At 68.3% G+C, this 25,312-nt stretch carries 25 protein-coding genes; 9 read left to right on the forward strand and 16 right to left on the reverse strand.

Annotated elements, in window-relative coordinates:
- Positions 1–32 precede the first annotated feature (32 nt).
- Positions 33–569, forward strand: coding sequence for an SCO family protein (locus D893_RS08930; RefSeq protein WP_026288850.1), 537 nt, complete (start codon positions 33–35; stop codon positions 567–569).
- Between the two features lie 78 nt (positions 570–647).
- Here the strand turns inward: D893_RS08930 and D893_RS08935 are convergent, their stop codons facing one another.
- A complete protein-coding gene (locus D893_RS08935) occupies positions 648–2,207 on the reverse strand; it encodes a GGDEF domain-containing protein (protein WP_051073604.1) in 1,560 nt (519 codons plus the stop codon).
- Entirely contained in the window at positions 2,204–2,410 is a 207-nt protein-coding gene (locus D893_RS08940; protein ID WP_018945863.1) for a hypothetical protein, read from the reverse strand. Before D893_RS08940 ends, D893_RS08935 begins: the two co-directional genes overlap by 4 nt.
- 145 nt (positions 2,411–2,555) lie before the next feature.
- On the opposite strand from D893_RS08940, the gene D893_RS08945 reads away from it, so the two are divergent.
- Complete coding sequence (locus D893_RS08945; protein WP_018945862.1) at positions 2,556–3,122, forward strand: CPBP family intramembrane glutamic endopeptidase; 567 nt, start codon at positions 2,556–2,558, stop codon at positions 3,120–3,122.
- A 22-nt stretch (positions 3,123–3,144) separates the two neighbouring features.
- On the opposite strand, the gene D893_RS08950 is transcribed toward D893_RS08945, so the two are convergent.
- Positions 3,145–3,525 (reverse strand): DUF2237 domain-containing protein, encoded by a 381-nt coding sequence (locus D893_RS08950; RefSeq protein ID WP_018869605.1) that lies wholly within the window; start codon positions 3,523–3,525, stop codon positions 3,145–3,147.
- Positions 3,526–3,687: 162 nt separating this feature from the next.
- Here D893_RS08950 and D893_RS08955 point away from each other — a divergent pair, with 162 nt between their 5' ends.
- Positions 3,688–5,790 (forward strand): GGDEF and EAL domain-containing protein, encoded by a 2,103-nt coding sequence (locus D893_RS08955; protein ID WP_110619601.1) that lies wholly within the window; start codon positions 3,688–3,690, stop codon positions 5,788–5,790.
- Positions 5,791–5,795: 5 nt separating this feature from the next.
- On the opposite strand, the gene lysS is transcribed toward D893_RS08955, so the two are convergent.
- The 3 genes from lysS to D893_RS08970 form a co-directional block, all read right to left on the reverse strand.
- Entirely contained in the window at positions 5,796–7,286 is a 1,491-nt protein-coding gene (gene lysS / locus D893_RS08960) for a lysine--tRNA ligase (protein ID WP_110619602.1), read from the reverse strand.
- 17 nt (positions 7,287–7,303) lie between these two features.
- A protein-coding gene (prfB, locus tag D893_RS08965; protein ID WP_110619603.1) for a peptide chain release factor 2 occupies positions 7,304–8,402 on the reverse strand; the annotation gives its coding sequence in 2 pieces (ribosomal slippage) (positions 7,304–8,329 and positions 8,331–8,402; 1,098 coding nt in all).
- A 75-nt stretch (positions 8,403–8,477) separates the two neighbouring features.
- A complete protein-coding gene (locus D893_RS08970; RefSeq protein ID WP_018945859.1) occupies positions 8,478–9,458 on the reverse strand; it encodes a hypothetical protein in 981 nt (326 codons plus the stop codon).
- Between the two features lie 172 nt (positions 9,459–9,630).
- Here D893_RS08970 and D893_RS08975 point away from each other — a divergent pair, with 172 nt between their 5' ends.
- Positions 9,631–11,196 carry a DUF255 domain-containing protein gene (locus tag D893_RS08975; protein ID WP_110619604.1) on the forward strand — a complete coding sequence of 522 codons (1,566 nt, stop codon included), beginning with the start codon at positions 9,631–9,633 and terminating at the stop codon, positions 11,194–11,196.
- Positions 11,197–11,203: 7 nt separating this feature from the next.
- Here the strand turns inward: D893_RS08975 and D893_RS08980 are convergent, their stop codons facing one another.
- From D893_RS08980 to D893_RS08990, 3 genes are read right to left on the reverse strand one after another with little or no spacing between them, the layout of a single operon-like run.
- Positions 11,204–11,434: a hypothetical protein gene (locus D893_RS08980; RefSeq protein WP_110619625.1), complete on the reverse strand. Its 231-nt coding sequence runs from the start codon at positions 11,432–11,434 to the stop codon at positions 11,204–11,206.
- A complete protein-coding gene (locus D893_RS08985) occupies positions 11,431–12,333 on the reverse strand; it encodes a type III pantothenate kinase (RefSeq protein ID WP_110619605.1) in 903 nt (300 codons plus the stop codon). Before D893_RS08985 ends, D893_RS08980 begins: the two co-directional genes overlap by 4 nt.
- Complete coding sequence (locus D893_RS08990; protein WP_210434089.1) at positions 12,323–13,150, reverse strand: biotin--[acetyl-CoA-carboxylase] ligase; 828 nt, start codon at positions 13,148–13,150, stop codon at positions 12,323–12,325. Before D893_RS08990 ends, D893_RS08985 begins: the two co-directional genes overlap by 11 nt.
- Positions 13,151–13,249: 99 nt before the next feature.
- Between D893_RS08990 and D893_RS08995 the strand changes: the two genes are divergently transcribed.
- Positions 13,250–14,026 (forward strand): lytic transglycosylase domain-containing protein, encoded by a 777-nt coding sequence (locus D893_RS08995; protein ID WP_110619606.1) that lies wholly within the window; start codon positions 13,250–13,252, stop codon positions 14,024–14,026.
- 7 nt (positions 14,027–14,033) lie between these two features.
- Here the strand turns inward: D893_RS08995 and D893_RS09000 are convergent, their stop codons facing one another.
- From D893_RS09000 to msrP, 4 genes are all read right to left on the reverse strand, one after another.
- Positions 14,034–14,348 (reverse strand): DUF2007 domain-containing protein, encoded by a 315-nt coding sequence (locus D893_RS09000; RefSeq protein WP_018869615.1) that lies wholly within the window; start codon positions 14,346–14,348, stop codon positions 14,034–14,036.
- 32 nt (positions 14,349–14,380) lie between these two features.
- A complete protein-coding gene (locus tag D893_RS09005; RefSeq protein ID WP_077243969.1) occupies positions 14,381–15,004 on the reverse strand; it encodes a hypothetical protein in 624 nt (207 codons plus the stop codon).
- A gap of 64 nt (positions 15,005–15,068) precedes the next feature.
- Positions 15,069–15,701, reverse strand: coding sequence for a protein-methionine-sulfoxide reductase heme-binding subunit MsrQ (locus D893_RS09010; RefSeq protein WP_246863899.1), 633 nt, complete (start codon positions 15,699–15,701; stop codon positions 15,069–15,071).
- Positions 15,702–16,667, reverse strand: coding sequence for a protein-methionine-sulfoxide reductase catalytic subunit MsrP (msrP, locus tag D893_RS09015; protein ID WP_110619608.1), 966 nt, complete (start codon positions 16,665–16,667; stop codon positions 15,702–15,704).
- Between the two features lie 215 nt (positions 16,668–16,882).
- Here msrP and D893_RS09020 point away from each other — a divergent pair, with 215 nt between their 5' ends.
- On the forward strand, positions 16,883–17,980 hold the full coding sequence (locus tag D893_RS09020; RefSeq protein ID WP_110619609.1) for a GTP-binding protein: 1,098 nt from the start codon (positions 16,883–16,885) through the stop codon (positions 17,978–17,980).
- A gap of 48 nt (positions 17,981–18,028) precedes the next feature.
- Here D893_RS09020 and D893_RS09025 read toward each other — a convergent pair whose 3' ends face one another.
- Positions 18,029–19,015, reverse strand: a complete 987-nt coding sequence (locus D893_RS09025; protein ID WP_018945849.1) for a succinylglutamate desuccinylase/aspartoacylase family protein — start codon at positions 19,013–19,015, stop codon at positions 18,029–18,031.
- Positions 19,016–19,049: 34 nt separating this feature from the next.
- The gene (locus D893_RS09030; RefSeq protein WP_110619610.1) at positions 19,050–20,972 is read right to left on the reverse strand and encodes a DUF255 domain-containing protein; all 1,923 of its coding nucleotides are present in this window, start codon (positions 20,970–20,972) and stop codon (positions 19,050–19,052) included.
- 131 nt (positions 20,973–21,103) lie between these two features.
- Here D893_RS09030 and D893_RS09035 point away from each other — a divergent pair, with 131 nt between their 5' ends.
- The 3 genes from D893_RS09035 (at position 21,104) to D893_RS09045 (ending at position 23,943) form a co-directional block, all read left to right on the forward strand.
- Positions 21,104–22,099: a MerR family transcriptional regulator gene (locus tag D893_RS09035; protein ID WP_018945847.1), complete on the forward strand. Its 996-nt coding sequence runs from the start codon at positions 21,104–21,106 to the stop codon at positions 22,097–22,099.
- Between the two features lie 125 nt (positions 22,100–22,224).
- On the forward strand, positions 22,225–23,634 hold the full coding sequence (locus D893_RS09040; protein ID WP_110619611.1) for a deoxyribodipyrimidine photo-lyase: 1,410 nt from the start codon (positions 22,225–22,227) through the stop codon (positions 23,632–23,634).
- A gap of 42 nt (positions 23,635–23,676) precedes the next feature.
- Complete coding sequence (locus D893_RS09045; protein WP_018945845.1) at positions 23,677–23,943, forward strand: hypothetical protein; 267 nt, start codon at positions 23,677–23,679, stop codon at positions 23,941–23,943.
- A gap of 38 nt (positions 23,944–23,981) precedes the next feature.
- On the opposite strand, the gene D893_RS09050 is transcribed toward D893_RS09045, so the two are convergent.
- Positions 23,982–25,307, reverse strand: coding sequence for an MFS transporter (locus tag D893_RS09050; RefSeq protein ID WP_110619612.1), 1,326 nt, complete (start codon positions 25,305–25,307; stop codon positions 23,982–23,984).
- Between the last annotated feature and the right edge of the window lie 5 nt (positions 25,308–25,312).

A 25,312-nucleotide genomic window follows, 5' to 3' on the forward strand; every position in this document is an offset into this window, starting at 1 on the left:
TCGCCGGGACCCTGATCGGAGCCGCGGCGGTTGTGGCCTTCATCGCATGGAGCCTGGGACAATGGCGTCCCCAGCCAGAAGGCGGCGACTTCACCCTGGAAAGCGCAGCCGGTCCAGTGTCCCTTGTCAACCGCCGGGGTCAATGGACAGTGCTGTATTTCGGCTTTACCCATTGCCCGGATGCCTGTCCGGTCAGCCTCTCCCGCTGGGCCAAAGTCTTCGATGAACTGCCGGCGGACAAACGCGACGCAGCGGGCCTCATCCTGATCTCCGTCGACCCATGGCGCGATGATCCGGAACACCTCGCCGAATATGTCGATTTCTTTGATCCGGCCTTCACCGGGGTGACCGGCTCGCCCGAACAGATCGCGAAGGTGGCCGGGCGCTACGGTGCGGAATACGAGCGGGTGGAACTTGACTCGGCGTTGGCATATACCGTCGACCACTCCACCTGGAGCTACCTGATCAACCCCCGAGGCGAGATCGTGCACATGTATCCGGACGACACGCCGGCTTCGGTGCTTGAAGATTCCCTGCGGGAACACATGCAGGCATCGGATCAACACTGAATCGGCTCTGCCAGGGCACTGCATCGGCGCAACGGCTTTCGCTTCGCCTTCTCCCGCGTGAAACGATCCGGGAGGATGTCAGCCCGTGGCTGCGCGGGACGGATCATAGACGCTGACCACGCCCTTGCCCTGACCCTTCGCCTGATAAAGGGCTACGTCGGCCTGCTTCAACAGATCATCCACATCACGCGCCCCCTGGCCGACATGGGCAATCCCGACGCTGCCCCCGACCTGGACAGTAATGCCCGCAGTCTCCAGCTCCATGGTCCGCGCCATGTGTTCCAGCAACCATTGCCCGACTTCCCGGGCCGCCTCCCCGTTGCCATAACCCTGCAAGACCACGACGAATTCGTCGCCGCCCAGGCGCGCGACCAGGTCGTCCGCCTGGACCGCATGACGCAGCCGCTGCGCCACCACGCGCAGCACCTCGTCCCCGGCGTCGTGGCCGTGGGTGTCATTCACCGGCTTGAAGCCGTCCAGATCCATCAGCAGGACGGCCAGGGGTTGGCCGTCACGCTCCCACGCCCGCAGGCCCTGCTCCAGAACCTGCAGCAGTCGGGTACGGTTGGGCAGGTCCGTCAGCATGTCGTGGAACGCCAGGCGCTGCATGGTCTGTTCGGTCCGCCGGCGCTGGGTGATGTCCTCCATGGTCAGGATGGCCATCACGGGCTGGCTTTCCTCGTGCAGCACCACGGAAACCTCAAACAGGCCTTCCTGCCCGTTGGGGAGACGCAGGCTGATCTCCTTTTTATCCAGCACGCGATCGGGCGACGACTGCAGTTCGGCCACCAGTTCTTCCCAGGTCCCGGGCACGGAGCAGATCAGGGTATCGCGCACGCTGGCCCCGGGCGCCGTCAGGCCCATGTTGGTGCTCCAGGCCTCGTTCGTGTTGACCACCGTCTCGTTGTCCAGGCGGATCACCGCCGCCGGCACGGGCATGACCCGGAGCAGATCCAGCAGCCGGTTCTTCATCTGCACCACGGCCTGGATCAGGGGCGCATCCCGCACATCGTCCGGAAGCTGCTGATCGGAGATCAGATCCCCCTGCATGATGTCCTGTGCCATCTCGATCACGTGCTGGTCCTGATAGGCCTCGCGGCGAAGCCAGATGGACAGGTAGATCATCATTGCGATGAACGGCAGGAAATAGGCAACGTGGACCCAGAACAGGGTCCAGAATTCGGGTCCGTCGAACACGTACACCGGCACGCCCAGGGTCTGGGTATACCCCAGGATCAAGTGATGCAGGTAGATCACCAGCGTCGCCATGGCGATAGTGCGCCAGTCGCGGTAATACAGCAGGATGCCGATCAGGCCGAAGGCGGCGAAATGGGCCTCGGTCATCCCCTCGCTCTGATGGATGATCAGCCCGGTGAACACCATGAACGCGGCTGCCATGTACAGCCGAGTGATCAGCGTCCCCGCGTAGCGGGTCCCCAGTATGAAGGCGAGGATCAGGGTCGGCACGCCCACCGTCAGCACGGCCAGCCAGGTCCCGTACCACGGCGCCAGGGCCACACAGACTGCCAGCAGGAAGGCGTTCATGCCGATCATGATGTGATCGGCGCGCTCGCGATAGGTCCTCAGCAGGACGTCAAAGCGGGCCTCGTGTTCCAGCCAGCGGGGAAAGAGGTTCATGCGCCGGCACTCAGACAGAAGACTCCGCGCTGGGCGCTTTCATACGCGAGATAGCCAAGCATGGACATGGAGTAAACCAGCCATGTCAGGACCCAGGCGACCGGGCGTCGCCAGAAGGCCGGCGCGGCTTCCTGCGCTACGGTCGCTTGCTTGCTGACGTCGCGCCCCATGGATGCCCCCGTGTCGTACGTCTCAAGACTCAATCGCGCATCCCCTTGCCCGGGGACACAAGGTCATGCCCTCGATCAGAGCATGGTATCATTAGGGTTGTCTCGCAACACGCCCGTGTCCCGGGATCGCTCACGTCGGCATAATCCCGATTCACCGTCTGCCTGAAGACCCGCTGCCTTGCGTTCGTTCATCGCCCGTCATCCACTGCTCGCCGGAGCCCTGTTCCAGGGTGCACTCATCCCCGTGGCGTTCGCGCTGGCGGCGCTCGCCGGAGTGCCGCTTCTGGGCGCGATGGACTGGAGCATCGAGGCCGTGGCCCTGGGCCTGCTGGTCACCACCCCGATGTTCCTGCTGGTCGCCGTGCTGGGCTGGACCGACCACCCGGCGTTTCGCGACATTCGGGCACAGCTGCAGGAATTCCTGGATCTGCTGTTTCGCGGGGCCCCGGCCGGCTCGGTAGTGCTGATCGCGGTGCTCGCCGGGGTCGGCGAGGAGCTCCTGGTACGCGGCGTGCTACAGCAGTGGCTGGGTCTGCACCTGCCGCCCGGGGCCGCGATCCTGCTGGCCTCGGTGCTGTTCGGGCTGGCGCACTACGTAAGCCATCTGTACTTCGTCTTCGCCACCCTCATCGGCCTGTATCTCGGCTGGGTCTACCACGTGACCGAGAACCTGGTGGTGGTGATGATCGCGCACGCGGCCTACGACTGGGCGGTCATCCGCTGGTATCTGGCCCGCCCCGTCTGAGGCGCCCGCGAACGCGTCCGCGCTACTCTGCCGGATCGCGGGCGTGCGCCTGCAGCACGTCCAGCGGGATGATCGCCAGGGTTTCTTCGTGGGTCGCCCGCAGATACACCCCCGGCGCCACACCGGCCCGATACGCCTCGACCCAGCGGCCGGCGCACAGGCACCACCGGTCTCCGGGCTTGAGCCCGGGGAAGCCGAAGGCCTCCATCGGCGTCACCAGATCGTTGCCCTGCGCCAGGGAATAATCGAGAAACGCCTGCGTCACTTCGGCACAGACCGTATGGATACCGGTGTCGTCGTGTCCGGTGGCACAGCGCCCGTCGCGATAGAACCCGGTCACCGGGTCGCGGCCACAGGGCTCGAGTTCCTCACCGAAGACATTGCGCGAGGCAAAGGGCTGCATTGATGGCTCCCTGAGTACGGATTCAGATTCACAAGGATACCCGATCTGCGCATGGCGTTTCGCGCAACCGGACTCGCCGGGCGGATCCGGCGCGATTGCACCGGGCGAATTTCCATCGCCATAATGAGCCAATGGCGATCGGGCACCAGGCAGGGATCAAGGATGAAAACGGATCAACATCAATACGGGCCCGACGATACACTGGTCATCGATTACCGCAGCCTGATCGAGGACCACCCGCACATCATCACGGTGTACCGGCCGGACACGACCATCCTGTTCGCCAACCGCATGGCGCGGGAATACTTCGGCGCCGATCTGGTCGGCCGGCGCTGGATCGAGGATCTGCCCCCCGAACACCAGAAGGCCAACCTCGCCGATCTGGCCCGCTTCACGCCGGAACACCCGGTCCGGATCATCGAGAACCCGGTCATTCGGGCGGACGGTACACAGCGCTGGGTCGAGTGGACCTCCCGTGCCTTCTTTGACGAGCACGGGCGGATCACCCACCTGCAGACCCTGGGCATCGACTCCACCGAGCGCCACCGTGCCCGCGAAGCGCTGGAACAGCGCGAGGCCGAACTCGCCGAGGCGCAGCGCATCGCCCATCTGGGTTCCTGGATCTCGGATTTCGAAAACGACGAAATCCGCTGGTCGGACGAGGTCTACCGCATCTTCGGCATGACCCGGGAGCAGTGGGGCGCCAATCACGAGTCCTTCATAACGGTCGTGCATCCGGATGACCGGGAACACGTTCAGCAGGCGGTCAACGCGGCTCTGCGCCCCGATGGTCCGGAATATGACATCGAACACCGCATTCGCCGACCGGACGGCACCACGCGGGTGGTCTACCAGCGCGGCACCGTGAGTTTCGACGACCATGGCCGCCCACGGCGCATGGCCGGGATCGTGCACGACATCACCGAACGCCGCGAGACCGAAGACCGCCTGCAATACCTGACCTGGCACGACCCCCTGACCGGCCTGCCCAACCGCGAACTGTTCCTGCAGCGGCTGAACGAAAGCATGGAATACGCCTGCGGCCGCGGCTGGCCCCTGCTGGTTGTGCACCTGGGGCTCGACCGGTTCAAGGGGATCAACGAGGGGCTGGGGCACACCACCGGCGACGCACTGCTGCAGCGTGTCAGCCAGCGTCTGGAAGGTGCCCTCGAGGAAGGCGACACCCTGGCGCGTATCGGTGGCGATGAATTCGGCATCGTACTGGGCCACAGTGCCGAGGCCAAAACCCTGGTCCGCCAGGCGGCCGGTTTGGTGGATCATTTGAAGGAACTGTTCGCGATCGATGGCGAAGAGGTCTACGTTCCCGGGTCGGCCGGGGCGGCCCTCTACCCCGACGATGGCAGCGAACCCCACGAGCTGTTGCGCCGCGCGGGTGCCGCCATGGATCAGGCCAAGCGGGAAGGCGGTAACGGGCTGCGTTTCTGTTCCGGCGAGCGCAACACCACGGCGCGCGCACGGGTCGCCCTGGAAGGCCAGCTCCGGCGCGCCGTCTACCGCCAGGAAGGCTTCTTCCTGCACTATCAGCCGCGGGTCGAGGCCGGGAACGGGCGCATCACCGGTCTCGAAGCCCTCCTCCGCTGGCAGGATCCCAACGGACAGGTGCTGTCGCCGGGGACCTTCATCCCGGTACTGGAAGAAACCGGACTGATCCGTGAACTGGGGGAATGGATCCTGCGCGAGGCCTGCCTGCAGCATCAGCGCTGGAAGGCCAGCGGACTGCCCTCACCACGGATCTCCATCAACCTGGCCGCCCCGCAGTTCCGTGATCAGGATCTGCCACGCCGGATCCGCCGGATCCTGGCCGAAACCGGCACGCCGGCCGATGCGCTGGAGCTCGAGGTGACCGAGAGCATGCTGATGGCCGACGTCCAGCGGGTCATCCACACCCTGGGGGCATTTCGCGACATGGGGCTGCGGGTGGCCCTGGACGACTTCGGCACCGGCTACTCGTCACTCGCCTACCTCCAGCGTTTCCCGCTGGACGTACTCAAGATCGACCGCAGCTTCGTGCGCGACCTCGACAATGGCGGCAGTGGCGAGGCCATCGTGCGCACGGTGCTCAGCCTTGCCGCAAACCTGAACCTGGAGACCGTCGCCGAAGGCGTGGAAAACCTCGAACAGCAGCGTTTCCTGGAAGCCGCCGGCTGTGACACTCTCCAGGGGTTCCTGCTCGCCCGCCCCGCTCCCGCGGCACAGTGCGCCGGGCTGCTCGCACGGGGCGTCATCGCCCCGGACAAACGCTGAGGGACTCAGGCTTCGGGGCGCATGTGCGGGAACAGCAGCACGTCGCGGATGGAGCTGGAGTCCGTCAGCAGCATCACCAGGCGGTCGATCCCGATGCCCTCCCCGGCGGTGGGCGGCAGGCCGTGCTCCAGGGCGCGGATGAAGTCGGCGTCAAAATGCATGGCCTCGTCGTCACCCGCGTCCTTCTCCGCGACCTGCTCGCGGAAACGCTCGGCCTGATCCTCGGCATCGTTGAGCTCGGAGAACCCGTTGGCGATCTCGCGCCCGCCCACGAACAGCTCGAAGCGATCGGTGACGAACGGGTTGTCGTCGTTGCGCCGGGCCAGCGGCGAGACCTCGGTGGGATAGGCGGTGATGAACGTCGGGTCGTGCAGCTGGTGCTCGGCGGTGGCCTCGAACAGCTCGGTCCACAGCTTGCCGAGACCGAACCCCGGCTTCACCTCGATGCCCTTGCGCTCGCAGTGCGCGCGCACGCGCTCGATGTCGTCGAGGTCGGCATCCGCGATATCGTCGTTGTGGGCGAGGATCGCCTCGCGCACGGTCATGCGCGCAAACGGTCTGCCGAACTCGTAGGTCACGCCCTGGTATTCCACGGTGGTGGTCCCCAGCACGTGCTCGCACAGCCCGCGCAGCAGCGCCTCGGTGCGATCCATCAGCGCATGGTGGTCCACGAAGGCCTCGTAGAACTCCAGCATGGTGAACTCGGGGTTGTGCCGCGTGGACAGCCCCTCGTTGCGGAAATTGCGGTTGATCTCGAAGACCTTCTCGAACCCGCCCACCACCAGGCGCTTGAGGAACAGCTCCGGCGCCACGCGCAGGTACAGCGGCATGTCCAGCGCATTGTGGTGGGTGACGAACGGACGTGCAGTGGCCCCGCCCGGGATCACCTGCATCATCGGGGTCTCCACCTCGAGAAAGCCCGCATCCTCGAAGTAGTCACGGATGAAGCGGATGATCCGCGTACGCCGCCGGAACAGCTCGCGCGATTCCGGACTGGTGATCAGGTCCACGTAGCGCTGGCGGTAGCGCGCCTCCTGATCGGTCAGGCCGTGGAACTTCTCCGGCAGCGGCCGCAGGGCCTTGGTCAACAGGCGGAATTCGGTCAGATTGACGGTCAGCTCGCCGGTCTTCGTACGGAACAGCGTGCCGCGCGCGCCGACGATGTCGCCCAAATCCCACTGCTTGAAGGCCGCATACACCCCTTCCGGCAGGGCATCGCGCTGCACGAACAGCTGGATGTCCCCGCTCATGTCCCGCAGGCGCACGAAACTGGCCTTGCCCATCACCCGTTTGCCGATCATGCGCCCGGCCACGCAGACCTCGATGCCCTCGGCCTCCAGCGCCTCGCCCTCGGTTTCATCGTGCGTGGCGTGCAGCTCGCCGGCCAGGGCATCCCGGCGGAAGTCGTTGGGGAAGGCGTTGCCGGCCGTGCGCAGCTCGTCGAGCTTGGCGCGGCGCTGCGCGATCAGCTTGTTCTCGTCGGTTGTTTCGGTCATCGAGGGTTTTCCGGGGGTTACAGCCCGCTCTTGAGGCTGGCTTCAATGAAGGGATCGAGGTTGCCGTCGAGCACGCCCTGGGTGTTGCCGACCTCCACGCCTGTGCGCAGATCCTTGATCCGCGACTGGTCCAGGACATAGGAGCGGATCTGGCTGCCCCAGCCGATGTCCGACTTGGTCTCTTCCTGCGCCTGTTTGGCCGCGTTCTGCTCCTGGATCTTCTGCTCGTACAGCTTGGCCCGCAGCTGGTTCATCGCCATCTCGCGGTTCTTGTGCTGCGAGCGTCCGGCCTGACAGGCGGCCACGATGCCGGTCGGCTCGTGGGTGATGCGCACCGCCGAGTCGGTAGTGTTGACGTGCTGCCCGCCGGCCCCGGAGGAACGGTAGGTATCCACGCGCAGGTCGGACGGATCGATCTCGATCTCGATGTTCTCGTCCACCTCGGGCGAGACGAACACCGACGCGAACGAGGTATGGCGGCGGTTGCCGGAGTCGAACGGCGACTTGCGCACCAGACGGTGCACGCCGGTCTCGGTACGCAGCCAGCCAAACGCATGATCACCCTCCACGTACACCGTCGCACTCTTGATTCCCGCGGTGTCACCTTCGGAGAGTTCGGTAACCTCCGCCTTGAAGCCCTTGCTTTCGGCCCAGCGCAGATACATCCGCAGCAGCATGTTGGCCCAGTCCTGGGCCTCGGTGCCGCCGGAACCGGCCTGGATGTCGAGGTAGGCGTTCGCCTCGTCCATCTCGCCGGAGAACATGCGACGAAACTCCAGCGCCTCCACTCGCGCCGTCAGCCCCGCGACATCCGCCTCCACCGAAGAAACGGTTTCGGCGTCATCGTCCGCCTCGGCCATCTCCAGCAGCTCTCGGCTGTCCTTCAGGGCTTCGGAGATCTCACGGATGTTGAAAACCACGCCCTCCAGCTGGGCGCGTTCCTTGTTCAGGGCCTGGGCCTGCTCCGGTTGATTCCAGATGTCCGGGTTTTCTTCCAGCTCGCGCTGGACTTCTTCCAGCCGTTCTTCCTTGCCAGCGTAGTCAAAGATACCCCCTCAGGCCGTCGATGCGGCCTTGCAGGTCTTCGATCCGGCTGTAGAGCGGACTCAGTTCCATGGTGTGTCCCCGTGCGGAAAAAACCCGAGAGTATACCAAGCCCGGCCGCCTGCGTGGTATCACTCATGCACGGAGTTACAGACCGGGCCAGGGCATCCGCCGGCGCCACAGCGCCCAGGTATCGCGTCCGCGCAGTATGCGACGCGGGCCCTCCGCCGGTGGCAGCAATGGATCCTCGATCTCCAGACGCCCGGTTCGGCCGAAGCGCAGGCCGGCGGCGCGCGGGGCGATGACCTCGAGCACCAGCGAGGTCAGCAGCTCGGCCATGCGTTCCGGGCTCGCCGGACCGTCCAGCGAATCCATCACGATCACGTCGCCACCCGACGCCGGATCGGGATTCCAGTCCGCCCCCGCGGTCTCCGCCAGCCAGCGGCCGTGGATGCCGCCGCCGGCGACCCGCACTGCCGGCGCAGCGGGCGGCGGCTCGCCCGGCGACCAGAACCACAGCCCCTGCACCGGGTCCAGACCGCTCTGTTCGCGCTGCTGGTTGACCGGATGCTGAAACCAGGCCATCTGGATCGCGTTGCCCAGCACCTGCAGGCAGCGGGCGGCCTCGCTGTCCAGGCCGGCGGCCGGCATCGGCCGGCCCCAGCCTGCCGACGGGCTGCGGGTGCCGTCGGCACCCGCGGCGGCCATCGACAGCAGCCACAAGCCCTGCGGCGACTGGTCCAGCCGCGCCCCGACCTTTTCCAGCTCCGGTGCGGCGGCCGCCCAAAGGGCCTCCCGATCGGTATCGGCGACCCCGTCCACCGGACGGGCGGTCAGGTCCCGCATGCCGGCATTCAGTGCTACCGGACTGGCCAGCCAGGTACGCAAGGCGGACCCCGTCTCTCCTCCGTTTCCGGGTTCCGTATATCCCAGCGCCTGCGCGAGGGTCCGCTCCCAGCCGGGCGGTTCGTCCGGTCGCACCCCCGTGACGGTTTCAGCGGGCGTCGCCGCGCGCGAACGCGCGAGCAGCTGCCGCAGCCAGCGTACCGCCAGCCCGCCGCCCCCGGCGGCGCGTGCCGCCACCAGGGCATCGCGCAGCCCCGGCACCAGAATCCGCACGTCGCTCATCGCAGCCACCTCCGCGGAACAGCCAACCGCGCGCTTTCGTCTCTCATGCAAGGATCCCTCGGATGAACCCGCGCATGGTAGCAGCCGAGCGCGGCGATCATGGAGAAGCCCCGCAGCCAGGGTCTATGCTTTACGAAAGAGTCGACCGCGAGACGCGGTCCAGGAGCCCGACATGGGAACCGCAACTCAACACGTTTCAACTGCCCGCAACGGCTTGCGCGCCGCAGGTACCCTGCTGATCGCGGCGCTGTGGCTGTTCGTCGGTGCGGCGTCGGCGGAAGACTACCCCGCGGATTCGCAGATCGAATGGAACAGCTTCGATCCCGAACTGTTCGACCGGGCCGAGGATCAGAACCAGCCGCTGTTCTTCTACTTCCACGGGCAATGGTGCACCTGGTGCATCGACTTCCAGAACGAGTCGCTGGAAAACCCCATGGTCGTGGACATCCTGAACGAGGAGTACGTCCCGGTCCTGATCGACCTGGATCGGCGCGCCGACCTCTTTACGCGCTATGGCGGCCGCGGTCTGCCCTTCGTGGTCATCACCACCCCGGACGATGACGTGATCTCGCGCTTCACCGGGCATATCCGCGCCGACGGCCTGTACCGGATCCTGGAGCGCCAGCAGCGGGTGGTGTCGGTGACGGGGCGCGAGGAAACCCCCGCCGAGGAGCCGATCACCACGGTCGACGGCTTTCTTGAGATGCTCGACCAGGTGTACGTCGCCGACGCTGACCGCCTCAGCGGCAGCGCGCTGTTCGGTACCCTGAGCAAGCGCCCGCAACCCTGGACCTACCGCTTCCTGCTGGATCAGGAGAAATGGGCCGGGCGCATGCCGGGTCTGCTGGATCAGGTGGCCGAAGACCTGCACGACCCGGTGGATGGCGGCTTCTTTTTCTTCTATGACTTCGACCAGCGCGACCCGGACCGGGCCCTGGAGACCTCCAAACGCCTGGATCAGAATGCCGCGTTTTTGTGGCTGTTCGCCCGCGCCTGGGAAGAAACCGGCGATGAACGCTACCGCGAGATCGCGGAAGACGTGATCCGCTGGCTGCGCGATGCGATGTGGGACGAGGACCAGCGGCGCTTCGGCAACTCCCAGTACGCCGACAATGCCTATTACCGACTGGATCCGGATGAACGCCGCGCCACCGATCCGCCGCGGATCGACCGCACGACCTACGCCCATACCTCGGGGCAGGCCATCGCGGCACTGGCCGCCAGTGCGCGGATCTTCGACGATGACGAGCTGCTCGAGTGGGCCGACACCGCCCTGCGCGGCGTGGATGCCTATCTGGGCATCCCGGTGGGTTTCCTGCATGCGGTCACTGAGGAGGGCCAGCCCGAACTGGAAGGCTATCTGCCCGCGCAGATCTGGCCGGAAATCGCCCGTCTGGAACTGCGCCGGGCCGCCCGGGCGCTGGAGCGCAATCCGACGGACACCGCCGCCGGCAAACCCGACCCGCAGGCGCGCCTGGACCGGCTGCAGCCGTTCTTCGACGAGGATCTGAACGCCCATGCCGAGCGACTGGACGGGGAACTCGAACCCTGGACCGAGGTACCCACCCAGGCCGCACTGGCCTGGTGGCTGCATTACCTGCCGGCGGAGGCGGTGGCGGCCAGCCACGTGGACCCGGCGGCCGTGGAAGCCCAGCTGCAGATCCATCCCGGTGCCGACCCCGATGACATCGCGCTCGGATTCGCCGCCCTGCAGCGCGGCATGCCGGGCGAGGATTAAGAAGCGATCATTCCTCGCCCTCGGCCGACGCGGAGGGATCCTCCCGGGCCTCCAGGCGCTGGCGCAAACGCTCCGCCTCGGCCCCGGTGCGCACCTCCAGCACCTTGATGCCTTCGCCCGCGGCCTCCGGGGGCGGAGCATCGGACCAGGGATCCGGGTCCAGGTGTCCGCTCTGGTAGGCCCAACCCAGATAGCCAAGGTTGGCCAGCAGCAACACAAAAACCGTCCAGCGAATCATTCCCCCGCCCTCCCCGTCCATGACTCGTCCGCCAGCTCCAGCCCGGCGAGCACCGCCAGCCCGTCCAGCACGGGCCGGGGATCCGTTCTCACCGGCCCCGGCAGATGCTCCATCAGCATCCGGGCATCCCCCCCCGTCAGGAGACAGACCGGCACGCGCGCCACCCCCGCAGAGCCGGTACTCCCCTCCTCGGGGTACGGGGTGTCCGCGAGCGATTCACGGCCGGCCGCCACCACGGCCGCCACGCCCGCCGCCCAGGCCGTGGCCCAGCCCCGGTCCAGCGCCATGGCCGTACTCTGCCCCGGCGAGCGCTCGGGCCACGGATCAAAACCCGCGCCCGGCGCACGCGGGGCGATGCGGTCGCTCAGCAGCTTCTGCATCCCGGCCCAGCCGCCGTGCAGCCCCGGCAGGATGTAACCCCCGAGGTGCACACCGTCGGCGCGCAGTACGTCCACGGTGACGGCGGTTCCGGCATCCACCAGCAACACCGGCTGCCCCGGATCACGCGCGCGCGACGCCAGCAGGGCACAATAACGATCCACGCCCAGCTGGCCGTGGGCATACCGCGACACCAGCACGTCCGACCGCGCCGCCGCCCCGGGGCCCACGCCGGACTCCGCCTCCAGACGGGGTTCCACCTCCTCGACCGTCAGACCGGGCCAGGCCGTGGCCAGGGCCTCGCGCAGGCGCTGCGAGCGCTCCGGCGCCCCGACCCGCGCCAGCCACGCGGCCACCGGCGGAACCGCCACCGTCCGCGCCAGCTCCGCCACGCCGGCCGTGATATCGGCGTCGGCACCGCTGGCCCGTTCCACCCCGGACTCGTCGCGCAGGGACCATTTGAGGCGGCTGCTGCCCAGATCCAGCAGTAGCGTCAGACTCGGATTCCCGTCACTCGACATGTTTCCACCTGCGCACGCTGACCTCTCCGGAATGCAGAGCCTGTTCCCCGCCCCGTTCTCCGCTTTCTTCGCCGCGCACCCGGAGCGTTCCGGCCTGCGGATCGATCCCCAGCGCGAGGAATCGCTCGCCGGTCTCCAGGCGTTCCACGCGCTGCCCCGCCAGTACATCCACGGCACCCAGCCGCTCGCCGGCCTGACTCAGACCGTGTGCCATCAGCCATGGATGCGCCCTGAGCAGACTCGCGGCGAGGCGCCCCGCCAGTTCCAGCCAGCCCGGCGGCGGGACACCCTGCGCGGCCAGGTCCGTCACCGCACGCCCCAGCTGCAGACGCTGCGACCCGGCGCGGTTCAGCCCCACGCCCGCCACCAGCCGCCCGCCGACACCGTTCGCGACACGCGGCGCCTGCTGCTCGACCAGGATGCCCCCCAGCTTGGCTTCGCCGACCACCAGATCATTGGGCCATTTCAGGCCGACCGCGGCGTAGCCCAGCTCGTGCAGGGTCTCGCCGAGCACCAGTCCGGCGCCCACCGGCCACGCCGGCGGCACCCGCTCGCCCGGTTCCAGCGGCCACGCCACGGACAGTGCAATGCCGTCTTCCGGGTGCCCGACCCAGTCCCGGCCACGCCGGCCCCGACCGGCGGTCTGCTCGCGCGCCAGACACACCCGTCCGGCCCGCGGCAGCGCATCGGCGGACACGTCCTCCAGGAGATAGCGACTGGTGGAATCCACTCGATCCAGGACTTCCACCCGGGCCGGCCCCGCGTGCGCGGATTCATCGCGCAAAAGGCCTTCCAGCGCCGTGGTTTCCGGCGCCATAATGGCGGCAGTCGAGGAGAAGGCGGTCATGGGGATCGGCAGATCGACGGGAGAACCGGCTTGAACACGGTCCATCATCTTACGGCGTTGCGCAGGGGGTTGTCCGCCCTGACCCTTGCGGTCGGGTCACTGGCCCTGGCAGGGGGTCTCGCGGCCCCGGTACCGGCGCAGGCCGAGTTCTACACCTGGATCGATGACGATGGCGCCCGCGTCATCAGTGACGAACCGCCCGAACACGGCGATTATGAGGACGTTCCCGGTCCCTCGTCCTCGCGCGGCAACACGACCACCGGCGGTGACGACGGCTGGTCGCCGACCGAGATCTTCGTCTTCGAGGGACCCGACGGCGAACGTCTGGTCACCAACCTGCGCAACCAGGGGCCCGGCATGGAGCTGATCGCCCAGTACGGCCGTCCGCCGGCGCGCGCCCGCTGCGGCCGCAACGCCCAACGGGCAATGGCCAGCGGCGGCGGGAAATACGCCGACATCATCCACGACGCCGCCGGCCGCGAAGGCGTGGATCCGGAACTCGTCCTGTCCGTGATCCACGTGGAGTCGTGCTTCGATCCCGAGGCCGTGTCACGGGTGGGCGCCCACGGCCTGATGCAGCTGATGCCGGCCACCGCGGCAGAGCTGGGGGTGACCGACCGTTTCGATCCGGCCCAGAACGTCCAGGGCGGTGTGCGCTATCTGGCCGCCATGCTGCAGCGCTTCGACGGCGACCTGGACCTGGCCCTGGCGGCCTACAACGCAGGTCCCGGTGCGGTGGAACGCCATGGCGGCGTCCCGCCCTACGAAGAAACCCGCGAATACATCCGGCGCATCGGTCGGCACTATAACGGCGACCAGCCGCTGGTCCGCGCCGGCTCCGGCTGACGCTGCTTCAGCGCCGCTCGCGCCCGCAGTTCCAGCACTGGGTGAACTGCGGCTCGATCCGCTCGCCGCAGCTCGGGCAGGTCCATTCGGTCGCGTCACCCACCGGATCGCCCTCGAGGTATTCCATCACCAGTTCCCGCGCCTCGGTGGCCTGCTCCTCGTGCACCACCACGATGCGCGCCCAGCACTCGTTGGGCGGGATCTCGCCCGAGGCGCCATAGAGCCCGGCCTGATGCACGTGGGCGGGGATGCCCGCGTCGTTGAGCATGCCGCCGATGAACTCGGCCATCACCGGATCGGCGTTGTGGTAGACGGTCTTCATGGATCAGTGTTTCCCATGCCCGCCCGGCGGCGCTACTGGACCGTGCCCTGGTTGGCGGCCTGGAAGTACTCCATGGCCTTCTGGATGGCGTACATCGGCCCGTCATCCATCGCCTCGCGGGTATGCGGCAGCTGAATGTCGGCGTGGTACTTGCGCAGCGCCAGGACATGGATCGGCAGCTCGCGCCCGAACTTGTCGTTGGCATAATTGAAATGTTGCGCCAGCCCCAGTACCAGATGCACCCGATCGTTCGCCTCCAGTGACTCGGGCGACACGGCGACCTCCGGCATCTGCCCCACCTGCCCGGTCACCTGCACCTCGATCCGTCGGTCGCCGTCGGCCGGTGCGGGGCGTTCCGTCTCGTCGGTCACCAGTTTCAGGTTCTCGGAGAGGTCCAGATAGCCCTTGTTCAGGATGTGCTGGTGCGGCTGGAACACCTTGCTGGACATGTTCACCGCCCACAGCTCGAGGATCTCCTTGAGATCCTGCGCCGGCTGGGTGTCACCCAGCGCGAACAGCTGCTGTGCGTAGAGGATGTCCCACACCCACACCTGCCCGTATTCGGGCAGCTCGTCGCCGGATTCGTCCACCGAAACCGTCTGCAGCTCGGGCTGCTCGGGATCGGGGGCATGCAGGGTGAGGGTAAAGGTGGCCAAGGAACTGCTCCAGTCAGACGTTTTCCCCATTGTAGCGATGCGACGCCGGCCGCGGGGAGATCTTTCATCCCGCCCGGGGCCTTCGCACCGGTTGCAGGGCCCGCCACAGCCGCCAGCCTAGGAGCACCGCCAGCACTGCAGCATAGATCCCCACTTCGACGTAGTCCGCGCCGCGGGTCAACCACAGCACGTGCAGGATGGCCAGCACGCCCGCCGCGTAGGCCAGGCGGTGCAGGCGCGGCCACCAGCGTCGCAGCCGCCGCTGCGCCCCGCGCGTGGAGGTCAGCGCCAGCGCCAGCAGGATCACCCAGGCGGTGAACCCGACGGTGACATAGGGCCGGTGACGGATGTCATCGAGGATCAGTACCCAGTCAAAGAACAGATCCAGCCCGACCCAGACCAGCAGATGCGCGCTGACCCAGGCAAAGGCCACCAGCCCCAGCATCCGCCGCAGCGCGCTGATCCAGGCCAGGCCAGTCCACTGGCGCAACGGCGTGACCGCCAGCGCCACCAGCAGCGCGATCATCGCGTGGGTGCCGGTATCCGCCAGCAGCCGCTCGATCGGGTTGACCCCCAGCCCGCCGAACCACCCGGCCGCGCGCAGGGTGATCCACGCCCCCGGCGCCAGCGAGGCCGCCAGCACCAGGGTCCACACCCCGCGCGGAGGCCGGGCCGATGCGCGCCGGCGTCTTTCCACTCAGAACTTCTCGGTCAGGTCCATTCCGGCATACATCGATGCAACCTCTTCCCCGTAGCCGTTGAACATCTCGGTGCGCCGGCGGCGGAACTCGCCGATGCGCCGCTCGGTGGCCTGCGACCAGCGCGGGTGGTCCACGTCGGGGTTCACGTTGCTGTAGAAGCCGTACTCGTTCGGCTGCATGCGGTTCCACGAGGTCGGCGGCTCGTCCTCGACGAAGCGGATGCGCACGATCGACTTGATGCTCTTGAAGCCGTATTTCCACGGCACCACCAGCCGGATCGGCGCCCCGTTCTGGTTGGGCAGCACATGGTCGTACATCCCGACCGAGATGATCGTCAGCGGATGGCGCGCTTCGTCCATGCGCAGCCCTTCCACGTACGGCCATTCAAGCACGCTGCGACGCTGCCCCGGCAGGTTGTCCGGATCATGGATGCTCTCGAAGGCGACATAGCGGGCGCTGCCGGTCGGCTCGGCACGGTCGATGATGCGGTTGAGCTCGAAACCGATCCACGGGATCACCATCGACCAGCCTTCCACGCAACGCAGGCGGTAGATCCGCTCCTCCAGCGACCAGGGGTCGATGAAATCTTCCAGCGCATACTCCCCGGGGTTGTCGCAGAGCCCCTCCACGCGGATGCTCCAGGGGTCGGTCTGCAGCCGGTCGGCCAGACGATGCGGATCTTCCTTGCCGGAGCCCAGCTCGAAGAAGTTGTTGTAGGTGGTCGCGTCCTCGAACGGGGTCAGCGATTCGTCGGTGGAGAACTCGCCCGGCTCCGCGTCCAGGGGCTTAAGCTCGTCGCGCAGGTCGGCACCCGCCGGGCCCGCAAGCCCCAGCGCCCCCAGGCCCAGCCCCGCCCCGAGGGCCAGACCGCCCTTCATGAACTCGCGGCGGCGCCGGTAGACCGCCTCGGGCGTCACCTCGCTGCGCGGGATCTCGCTGCGGCGGCGCACTCGTATCAGCATGGGGCACTCCTCGTTCAAGGATCTGTACCAATCGACCCCGCAGCGGCGACGGAGTTCGGGCGCCCGGCTAATGCCGAACCATCCTCGCGTTGCGGCCCGGTTCGCCTGCAAGCAGGCATCCTACGATGCCTGTTGGGACCTGCTTGCAGGCGAGCCGGCGGGATCCGCGAACCACCACTGTTATCATGTTTCACCGTCGAATCACGGAGACCGCCATGAGCCGCACAGAACCCGCCCACCGCGACATCCCGGTCAACCTCGTCACCGGCTTCCTCGGGGTCGGCAAGACCACCACCATTCGCGCGGTGCTGGCCCAGCGCCCGCAGGACGAGCGCTGGGCGGTACTGGTCAACGAGTTCGGCGAGATCGGCGTGGACGGCGGCCTGCTGGCCGACACCGGCGTGCGCACCGAGGAGATCCCCGGCGGCTGCCTGTGCTGCGTCTCCGCGCAGATGTTCACCGTGGGCCTCAACCGCCTGATCCGCCAGCAGCAGCCCGATCGCATCCTGATCGAGCCCACCGGCCTCGGGCATCCGGCCGAGATCATCCGTACCCTGACCGCCCCGCCCTACGACACCGCGCTGGATCTGCGCGCGACCGTCACGGTGATGGACGCGCGCCACCTGGCCTCGCCGCGCCATCGCGAGCACCCCAACTGGAACGACCAGATCGCGGTGGCCGACGTGCTGATCGCGAACAAGGCCGACGCCTGGAGCGAGGCCGACCGCGAGGCCCTGCATGCGTTCGTGGCCGGCCTGCCAGCTCCGCGCCCGCGGGTGATCGAGACCCGCGAGGGGCACATCGATGCGGCGCTGCTGGACGCCGCGCGCCTGGAGCACGGCGGCGCCCTGTTCCCGGAGGCCCGGGCATACCTGTCCGCGAACGCGGACGATGGCCATGACCACGGCCACGATCACGACCATGGGCATGAACACGAACATGACCATGCGCCCGCATCCGACACGGGCGACTGGGTCGTGATCGACAATCGCGGCGACGGGTTCGTCGGCCGTTCATGGCGCTTCCCGACGTCCACCGTGTTCGATCACGCGGCGCTGGAGGCCCTGATCCGGGAACAGGACGCGGACCGCCTCAAGGGCGTGCTGCAGACCGAACGCGGCTGGCAGCAGATCAACCGGGTGGAGCGCGATGGCGGCCTGGAAGCCCTGGCGACGCCCCCGGACACCACCCCGCCCCGCCTGGAGCTGATCCGTGCCGAAAGCGGCGACCGCGGCGGCCGCGAGGAGCTCGAGGCGCTCAACGCCGTGGACCGCGCCCTGCGGCGCGCCGCCAGACTGCCCGCGGACGACTGAGCCGCACTCTGTCTGCCGCGGCCCCCGGGCCCGCTGTGCCCCCGGGGCCTACTGCGGACCCGGGGGCACCTCGCGGTCGCTGAACTCCGCGCGGTAGAACCACTCGTTCCCCGGCAGGCTGTTGGGGTTGGGGAACACGATGAAACCGTCCTCCGGCGCGCGCACCTCGGTCCCGTCGGCGCGCACGCCGATCAGATCACCCCGGGTCAACGGATCGAAACTCTTCCACTCGCGGGCGAAGGCATCATCCGGGTGGTCGCGATCGATCACCTCTACCAGGCGCAGCACTTCCGGGTCAGCCTGCCCGGGCGTGGCACGCCGTGGCAGCATCGCCAGCTGCGCCAGCGCGTTGATGATGGCGTTGTACGCCACCTCCGGCGCCTGCGGGTCGTCGTGCTGGCCGCATTCCAGGGTCACCCCGTAGCCGCCCTGGCTGCGCATGTACTCGGTGGTGCCGATGCCGTAGCTCGGATCGGTGGACAGGATCTGCGCCCGGTGGCTGGCGTTGGGGTTCTTCATGCGCTTCTCCACCCCGCGCGCATAGGTGTCCAGCCAGCCCTCCACCATGCGCCGCGGTCCCAGGCAGGCCGCCAGCGCCTGTTCCTCGGCCGCCTGCGCAAACGGCTCCAGCTCGCCATCGTTGTCACGCGGGCCGAGCATGATGAACGGCTGCCCGCCGGTGTGGAACGAGTGGAGGTCCAGCAGCACGTCGTGCGCCGCCAGCAGCGGGCACAGCCGGTTGGCAATACGGTCCTCGAAATCCTGCGGATCCTCGGTCACCCGCAGGTTGCGATTGAGATTGCGCTCGCCCATGCGCTGGTTGCGCTGCACCGCCAGCGGGTTGGTGCGCGGCACCAGCGTAAGCGTGCCGCGCAGCAGCTCGCGTTCGCCGGATTCCAGTTCCGCCTGCAGCCGCTCGGTCGCCTCGGTGCCGCACAGCTCGTTGCCATGCACCGCACCCAGCACGATCAGGCGCGGCCCGGGCTCCAGGCCGTGGAAGGTGACGGATTTCAGCGCCGTGGGCTGACCGGACATGCGCACACTCCTGCTTGCGTGGAAAAGGCGCAGTCTAGCCTTCGTCCCCGCGTTCCTCCAGCCACAGGATCAGGCCCGCGTGGTGCAGCGGATTGCTCTCGATGCCCTGCCCCGGCTCCAGCGGATAGTCGGCCAGCGCGGACTCCAGATCCGCATCCGCGGCGGCGTGTTCGGCCGTCAGCTGCAGGACGGCGGTGGTCCCCGACGGGCGGTGCACGGCCGGATGGAAACGCTCGGCGATCATGCCCGGCAACGGCGGGTCCTCGGTGGTGCGGAACCCGTCCTCGCCGGAGAAACGCGTCCAGGCGGTACGCAGCAGGGCGCGCACCCGCTCGCCGTCGCCGCTGTCGGTGGCGGCGTCCCAGTCGTGAAGGCCGCGGGCCACGTACGCGTAGTCCGGCAGCGTGGCCGGGCCGACCTCCTTGGCCGGCAGACCCAGCAGCGCCGGCAGGTCCTCCGGCTCGTCGGCGCGTGACGCCAGCCAGTCGCGCACGTCCCGGCCCATGGTCTCGTACTCCTCGCCCAGGTCCTGACGCACCGCCTCGGCCAGCGCCGACAGCAGCATGCCGTGGGCGCCGGTCAGCACCTTCTCGTCACGCGGCAGGCCGCGCTCCTGACGCGCCTCGATCAGCGCCTCGCGGCCCCGGTCGACGTACTCGCGCACCCGGTCCTCGTCGAGGTCGAAGCGCTCGGCCAGTGCCGCGGTATCCATACCATCGGCCGGCAGGTGGCCGTCGCTGAACGACGGCGAGCCGTCCATGCCGAAACGTGCCCGCACCAGCTCCGGCTCGGGGTGATCCTCCAGCGCGGCGTCCAGCGCGGTGCCCGGCCACAGGTAGGCACCGCCCTCGCGGCCCTCGTCGTCCAGCGCCGACAGGCTGGAGGCAAAGCCCCGGAAATCGCTCTCCGGTGCGCCCGCCGCGCCGGGGTCGGAATCGCGCAGGGCCATCTCGCGGCCGACGAAATCGAGGGTCTCCAGGCCGATCCGCGTCCAGTCCTCGCGCCCGAAGAGCTCGCCAGCACGCAGGTAGACACGCGCCAGCTGCGCCTGATCCTCCAGCATGATCTCGAAGTGCGGGGTACCCCAGTCCGGGGTTTCCGAATAACGGAAGAAGCCGCCGCCCAGCACGTCGCGCAGCCCGGATCCGGCCATCTCTTCCAGAGTGATGCTCAGGAATTCTCCGACCCAGTCCGGCGCGCGGGTGTCTTCCTGTGCGGTCAGCAGTGCATCCAGATAAGGGGAATGCGGGAACCTGGTCTCCTGCCCGAAGCCCCCGCCCAGATCATCCGCTTCGCGTTCCATGCGGCTCCAGAGGACATCCGGCAGGCGTGCCGCACGCTCCGCCGAAAGGGGTTGTTCCCCGTCGCGCAGACGCTGTTCCAGCTCGCGCGAGCCGGCGGCGGCCAGTTCGGCCAGGCGCTCCTCATCCGCCCTCAGCCGCTCCACCACGCCGTCGAGGAAGTTGGCAAAGCCATCCCGCGGCGCATAGACCACCCCGGTCAGCGCATGGCCCTCGGGCATCACCACCACGTTCAGCGGCCAGCCGGCGCTGCCCCCGGTCGCGCGCTGGAACTCCAGCAGGTAGGTGTCCAGCGCGGTATGCACCTCGCGGTCCAGCTTGACCGGGATGAAGTGCTCATTGAGCCGCTCGGCGATGCCCTCGTCGAGAAAGCTTTCCTCGTGCATCACGTGACAGTAATGGCAGGAGAAATAACCGCTGGAGATCAGCAGCGGCCGGCCGCTTTCGCGCGCCTCGTCCAGCAGGCCCCGATCCCAGGCCCGCCACTGCACCGGGTCCTCCGCGTGCAGACGCAGATACGGGGAAATGCTGTCGGCCATCTCCGGATTCGCCGGCTCGGCCGCCAGCGGATGGGCTCCGGCCAGGACCAGCGCCAGACCTGCCGCCAGAACCGCAAGCGTGCGGCGCATTTCGGACACGGGATTCATGAAACTCATGGCCTACCTCAATCCGGACGTGTAATGTCTGTGAGACCGCTCAAGTTGATCAAGCATTCCCTCGCGGAATTCCCGAGCCGGCATCCACTTTTTTCGTACATGGTCTGTACAGATCCTGTATAGTTCGGAGCATGGCCATCGCAACCGACAACGACTCGAACGAGCAGGCGGGGCTGTACCCGATCCGGCACGTCTGTGCGGAGACCGGCATCAATGATGTCACCCTCCGCGCGTGGGAGCGTCGGTACGGGCTCATCCGCCCGATGCGCACCCCCAAGGGACACCGCCTCTACAGCGAGGAGGACATCCGGCGGGTCCGTCGGATCATGGAACTGCTGGACCAGGGCATTCCGGTCTCGCAGGTCCATCGCGTGCTGCAGCGCGACGAAGACGCCGCGGCGCAGGATCCCGCCGAACCCGAGGGGGACGACGGACCCGCCTCGCCGGCACCCGGCCGACGGCCCGCGATCAGTGGCCCCGGGATTGCCCCGCATACGGCCGACCCCATTGCCGACGCGCTGTACCACGCGGTGGACCCGCTGGACGTGGAGCAGCTGGACCGCGCCTACGCGCGGCTGGTGATGCGTCACGGATGGGACGGGGTGCACGAACGCGCCTTCCTCGAGGTCTATCGTCAGTTGCGCGAGGAGTCCCGCCATTCGCCCGAGGGCGAGGTACGCCTGGCGGTATTCTCCGCCTGGGCCACCGCCGCCCTGGCCGACCAGCTGCGCAATGCCCTGCGGGCCTGCGAAGGGCCTGTGGCGCCCTGCCTGGTGCTGGGCGGCGGTCATCAGCAGGTCGGCGGCATGCTGCTCCAGGTCAGCTGTGCCCGGCGCGGTCTCGCCACCCTGTCGTTGTTCGACGCGACCAGTGCGGCCGCGCTGGAGTCGCTGGTCGGCACCCTGGGTGCGCGCGGGATTGTCCTGCACGGCTCGTCGCGCCTGCTGCGCAGCCCGGACCTCAATCAGGTGGAGGGAATCCTGGCGGCACCCGGAGCGCCGGTCTACCTGGCCGGCTCCGCCGCCCTCGAGCTGTCAAAGCTCGACAGCCAGCGCCCGGTGGAAATCCTGCCCGGCGCGCCCCTGGAAGCCGCCGACCGGCTCTGGCAGTACCTGGGCCGCGGCTGAACCCCTGGATGGGCCCGAGGCGATGGCGACGCCCCTGCGCACGCTGCTGATCGTCCTCGGCGGCGCGCGGGAACACGACCTCGCGCGGGTGAGCTGCGCCGGCGCCTGCGCAAAGGAGACCGCCTGTGAGTACCCCGCCCCCCGCCCTCGTCTGGCTGCGCCGCGACCTGCGCCTGGCCGACCAGCCCGCGCTGCACGCCGCTCTCAGCCGCGGCGGCCCGGTAATCCCGGTGTACATCCACGCCCCGGACGAAGAAGCGCCCTGGGCCCCCGGCGCGGCGTCGCGCTGGTGGCTGCATCACAGCCTGCAGGCGCTGAGGGGCGAGCTCGAAGCCCTGGGGGCCACGCTGACCCTGCGCCAGGGCCCCAGCCTTGAGCAGCTCCGCACGCTGGTGCACGAGACCGGCGCCGGCGCGGTCTACTGGAACCGCCTGTACGAACCGGCGATCACCGCGCGCGACGCCACCATCAAGGCCGCGCTGCGCGAGGACGGCCTGGAGGTGCACAGCTTCGCCGCTGCCCTGCTGCACGAACCCTGGGAACTGGCCACCGGTCAGGGCACGCCCTACCGGGTCTTCACCCCGTACTGGCGCGCCGCCTGCAAACGCGGGCTGGAACGCGACCCGCTGCCGGCCCCGAGCCGCATCCCCGCGCCGCCGTCGCCCCCGGCCTCGGAACCGCTGGAAACCCTGGATCTGCTGCCGCGCATCCGCTGGGACAGCGGGCTGGCCGCCGCCTGGAACCCGGGCGAGCGCACCGCGCTGGAACGTCTGCAGAGCTTCATCGATGACGGCGTGGGCGCCTACGCCGAATGCCGCGAGCGCCCTGACACCGACGGCACCTCGCGGCTGTCACCGCATCTGCATTTCGGCGAGATCAGCCCGACGCAGATCCTGCGCGCCCTGCGCCAGGCCGGGTACGAGCCGACCGACGGCCCGGCCGAGCCCTTCGTGCGCGAACTCGGCTGGCGCGACTTCGCCCACCACGTGCTGTACCACTTCCCCCACACCCCGGAGCAGCCTCTCAATCAGCGCTTCGAGGCCTTCCCCTGGCGCGAGTCGGCGGAAGACCTGGAGCGCTGGCAGCAGGGCCGCACCGGCATCCCGGTGATCGACGCCGCCATGCGCCAGCTGTGGGAGACCGGCTGGATGCACAACCGCATGCGCATGGCAGTCGGCTCCTTCCTGACCAAAAACCTCCGGCTGCACTGGCACGCCGGGGCGCGCTGGTTCTGGGACACCCTGGTCGACGCCGACCTCGCCGCCAACACCCTCGGCTGGCAATGGGCCGGCGGCTGCGGCGCCGATGCCGCGCCCTACTTCCGCATCTTCAACCCGCAGCGCCAGGGGGAACGCTTCGACCCCGACGCCGCCTACATCCGGCGCTTCGTCCCCGAACTCGCCCGCGCCTCCGCGCGCGACATCCACCAGCTGCGCCCCCGCCTCGGCGCCCACTATCCCGCCCCCATGGTCGACCTGAAACAGAGCCGCCAGGCCGCCCTCGATGCCTTCGCCAGCATCAAGCAGAGCGGGTAGAATGGGCCGCGATCCCATGAACCCAACAGCGAGAATCCGGCGATGAGCACCTTTTCGGAAGGCAACCTGCAGTACCCGCGCAACGTCTCCTACAATTTCAGCCGCTACGAGGACACCACTCCGGTGCGCGTGGAGGCCGAGGGCAAGCGCTACGTGGGCCAGCTGCTCAACCACGAGCCGCCCTACCGCGTGCGCGTGACCGAAGAGATCGTGACCCCGGGCAGCGCCCGCTTCATCCCGGTGCGCGAGATCCATCTGCAAAGCCTCGACGGCGTGGAATACCTGCACAAGGGCCACCACGCGCACTGAGCCACAAACCGCGAGCCGGCTCCGGCCGGCTCAACGGTTCACACGCCCGCGATGTGGTCGGGCGTGCGCACCGGGGCAGACGCGATCAGGGCGATCACGAACAGCACCAGACAGAACAGGATGGCGTTGGCCAGCCCCAGCCAGGCCTGCAGCAGGCCCAGCCCCAGCAGGCCGAAGATCGCCGCGGCCTTGGCCGCCAGGCCCCAGAATCCGAACCAGCGCCCGGCCTCGCGCGGCGGGGACATGATCGCCACCAGCGCGCGGCCGGCCGACTGCGCCGCCCCCAGGCTCAGCCCGGCGACCGCACCCACCGCCAGAAACACCTCCTGCGCCTCCACCGGGCGGCCCACCAGTGCGGCCAGGGCGTCCGCCAGCGTGGGCGTGGCGTAGATCGCCAGCACCGCCAGGCACCACATGATCAGCGTCAGGCGGTAGATCCGCACCGGCCCCGCGCGATCCTGCAGCCACCCAAACCCGATCGCCCCGACGATCGCCGTGATCTGGGTAATGACGAACATCGTCACCCGCGTGGACTCGTCCCACTCGATCACCTGCGAGCCATAGATAAAGGTGAAGGCGATGATGATGTAGATCCCCGCCATCAGGAAGAAGATCGACACGAACAGGCTGCGCAGCGCGCGATCCTCGCGCAGGCGCTGCAGCGCCTGCAGTACGCGCCGCCAGCCCAGCCCCAGCTGCACCCGGCGCGCAAGCTGGCGCCGCGTACCGCGCTCCTTCAGGAACAGGAAGGTCGGCAGCGCCGAGACCAGGAAAAACGCCGCCGCGAACGGCCCCACCCAGCGGATGCGGTCGAAGTTGTCCTCGGTCACCTCGCCCAGAAGCCCCAGCGCAAACGCCGTGGCCACCAGACCGCCCAGATACCCCAGCCCCCAGCCCAGCCCCGAGATCCAGCCCAGCCGCTCCGGCGGGCCCAGGTCCGGCAGGAAACTGGCGATGAACGACTCGCCGATGGCGTACCCGAAGTTGGAGGCAATGATCAGCGCCATGCCGAACCAGATCAGCCCCGGCTCGACGAAATACAGCAGTCCCGTGGTGACCACCGTCAGCAGCCATGAACCCAGCAGGAACCGCTTGCGCGTGGCCGTCGCATCCATGATCGACCCCGCCAGCGGCGCCAGAACCACCACCAGGCCGTAGCTCACCGCCAGCGCCACGCTCCACAGCAGGTTGCCCAGGCGGTAATCCGGCCCGTCCCCCACGATCACGCGGGTGAACAGATCGCCGAAGATCACGGTAATGATCAGCAGGGTGTAGGCCTGGTTGGCGAAGTCGAACATCGCCCAGCCGAAGATCTCCCGGCGGGGCGCCGGCGCCTTGGGCGGATAGCGCCGGATCAGCGACATGCCGG

It is taken from the genome of Thioalkalivibrio sp. ALE21 (assembly GCF_003208255.1).
In the GTDB taxonomy this organism is placed as follows: Bacteria; Pseudomonadota; Gammaproteobacteria; order Ectothiorhodospirales; family Ectothiorhodospiraceae; genus Thioalkalivibrio; species Thioalkalivibrio halophilus.

Coding starts and splice junctions, on each gene's coding strand:
- D893_RS09020 (WP_110619609.1), top strand. CDS start 16,883: ATGAGCCGCACAGAACCCGCCCACCGCGACATCCCGGTCAACCTCGTC.
- msrP (WP_110619608.1), bottom strand. CDS start 16,667: ATGCTGATACGAGTGCGCCGCCGCAGCGAGATCCCGCGCAGCGAGGTG.
- D893_RS08935 (WP_051073604.1), bottom strand. CDS start 2,207: ATGAACCTCTTTCCCCGCTGGCTGGAACACGAGGCCCGCTTTGACGTC.
- D893_RS09000 (WP_018869615.1), bottom strand. CDS start 14,348: ATGAAGACCGTCTACCACAACGCCGATCCGGTGATGGCCGAGTTCATC.
- D893_RS09030 (WP_110619610.1), bottom strand. CDS start 20,972: ATGAGTTTCATGAATCCCGTGTCCGAAATGCGCCGCACGCTTGCGGTT.
- D893_RS08975 (WP_110619604.1), top strand. CDS start 9,631: ATGGGAACCGCAACTCAACACGTTTCAACTGCCCGCAACGGCTTGCGC.
- lysS (WP_110619602.1), bottom strand. CDS start 7,286: ATGACCGAAACAACCGACGAGAACAAGCTGATCGCGCAGCGCCGCGCC.
- D893_RS09050 (WP_110619612.1), bottom strand. CDS start 25,307: ATGTCGCTGATCCGGCGCTATCCGCCCAAGGCGCCGGCGCCCCGCCGG.
- D893_RS08955 (WP_110619601.1), top strand. CDS start 3,688: ATGAAAACGGATCAACATCAATACGGGCCCGACGATACACTGGTCATC.
- D893_RS09025 (WP_018945849.1), bottom strand. CDS start 19,015: ATGTCCGGTCAGCCCACGGCGCTGAAATCCGTCACCTTCCACGGCCTG.
- D893_RS08970 (WP_018945859.1), bottom strand. CDS start 9,458: ATGAGCGACGTGCGGATTCTGGTGCCGGGGCTGCGCGATGCCCTGGTG.
- D893_RS09035 (WP_018945847.1), top strand. CDS start 21,104: ATGGCCATCGCAACCGACAACGACTCGAACGAGCAGGCGGGGCTGTAC.
- D893_RS08985 (WP_110619605.1), bottom strand. CDS start 12,333: ATGTCGAGTGACGGGAATCCGAGTCTGACGCTACTGCTGGATCTGGGC.
- D893_RS09045 (WP_018945845.1), top strand. CDS start 23,677: ATGAGCACCTTTTCGGAAGGCAACCTGCAGTACCCGCGCAACGTCTCC.
- D893_RS08950 (WP_018869605.1), bottom strand. CDS start 3,525: ATGCAGCCCTTTGCCTCGCGCAATGTCTTCGGTGAGGAACTCGAGCCC.
- D893_RS08990 (WP_210434089.1), bottom strand. CDS start 13,150: ATGGCGCCGGAAACCACGGCGCTGGAAGGCCTTTTGCGCGATGAATCC.
- D893_RS08980 (WP_110619625.1), bottom strand. CDS start 11,434: ATGATTCGCTGGACGGTTTTTGTGTTGCTGCTGGCCAACCTTGGCTAT.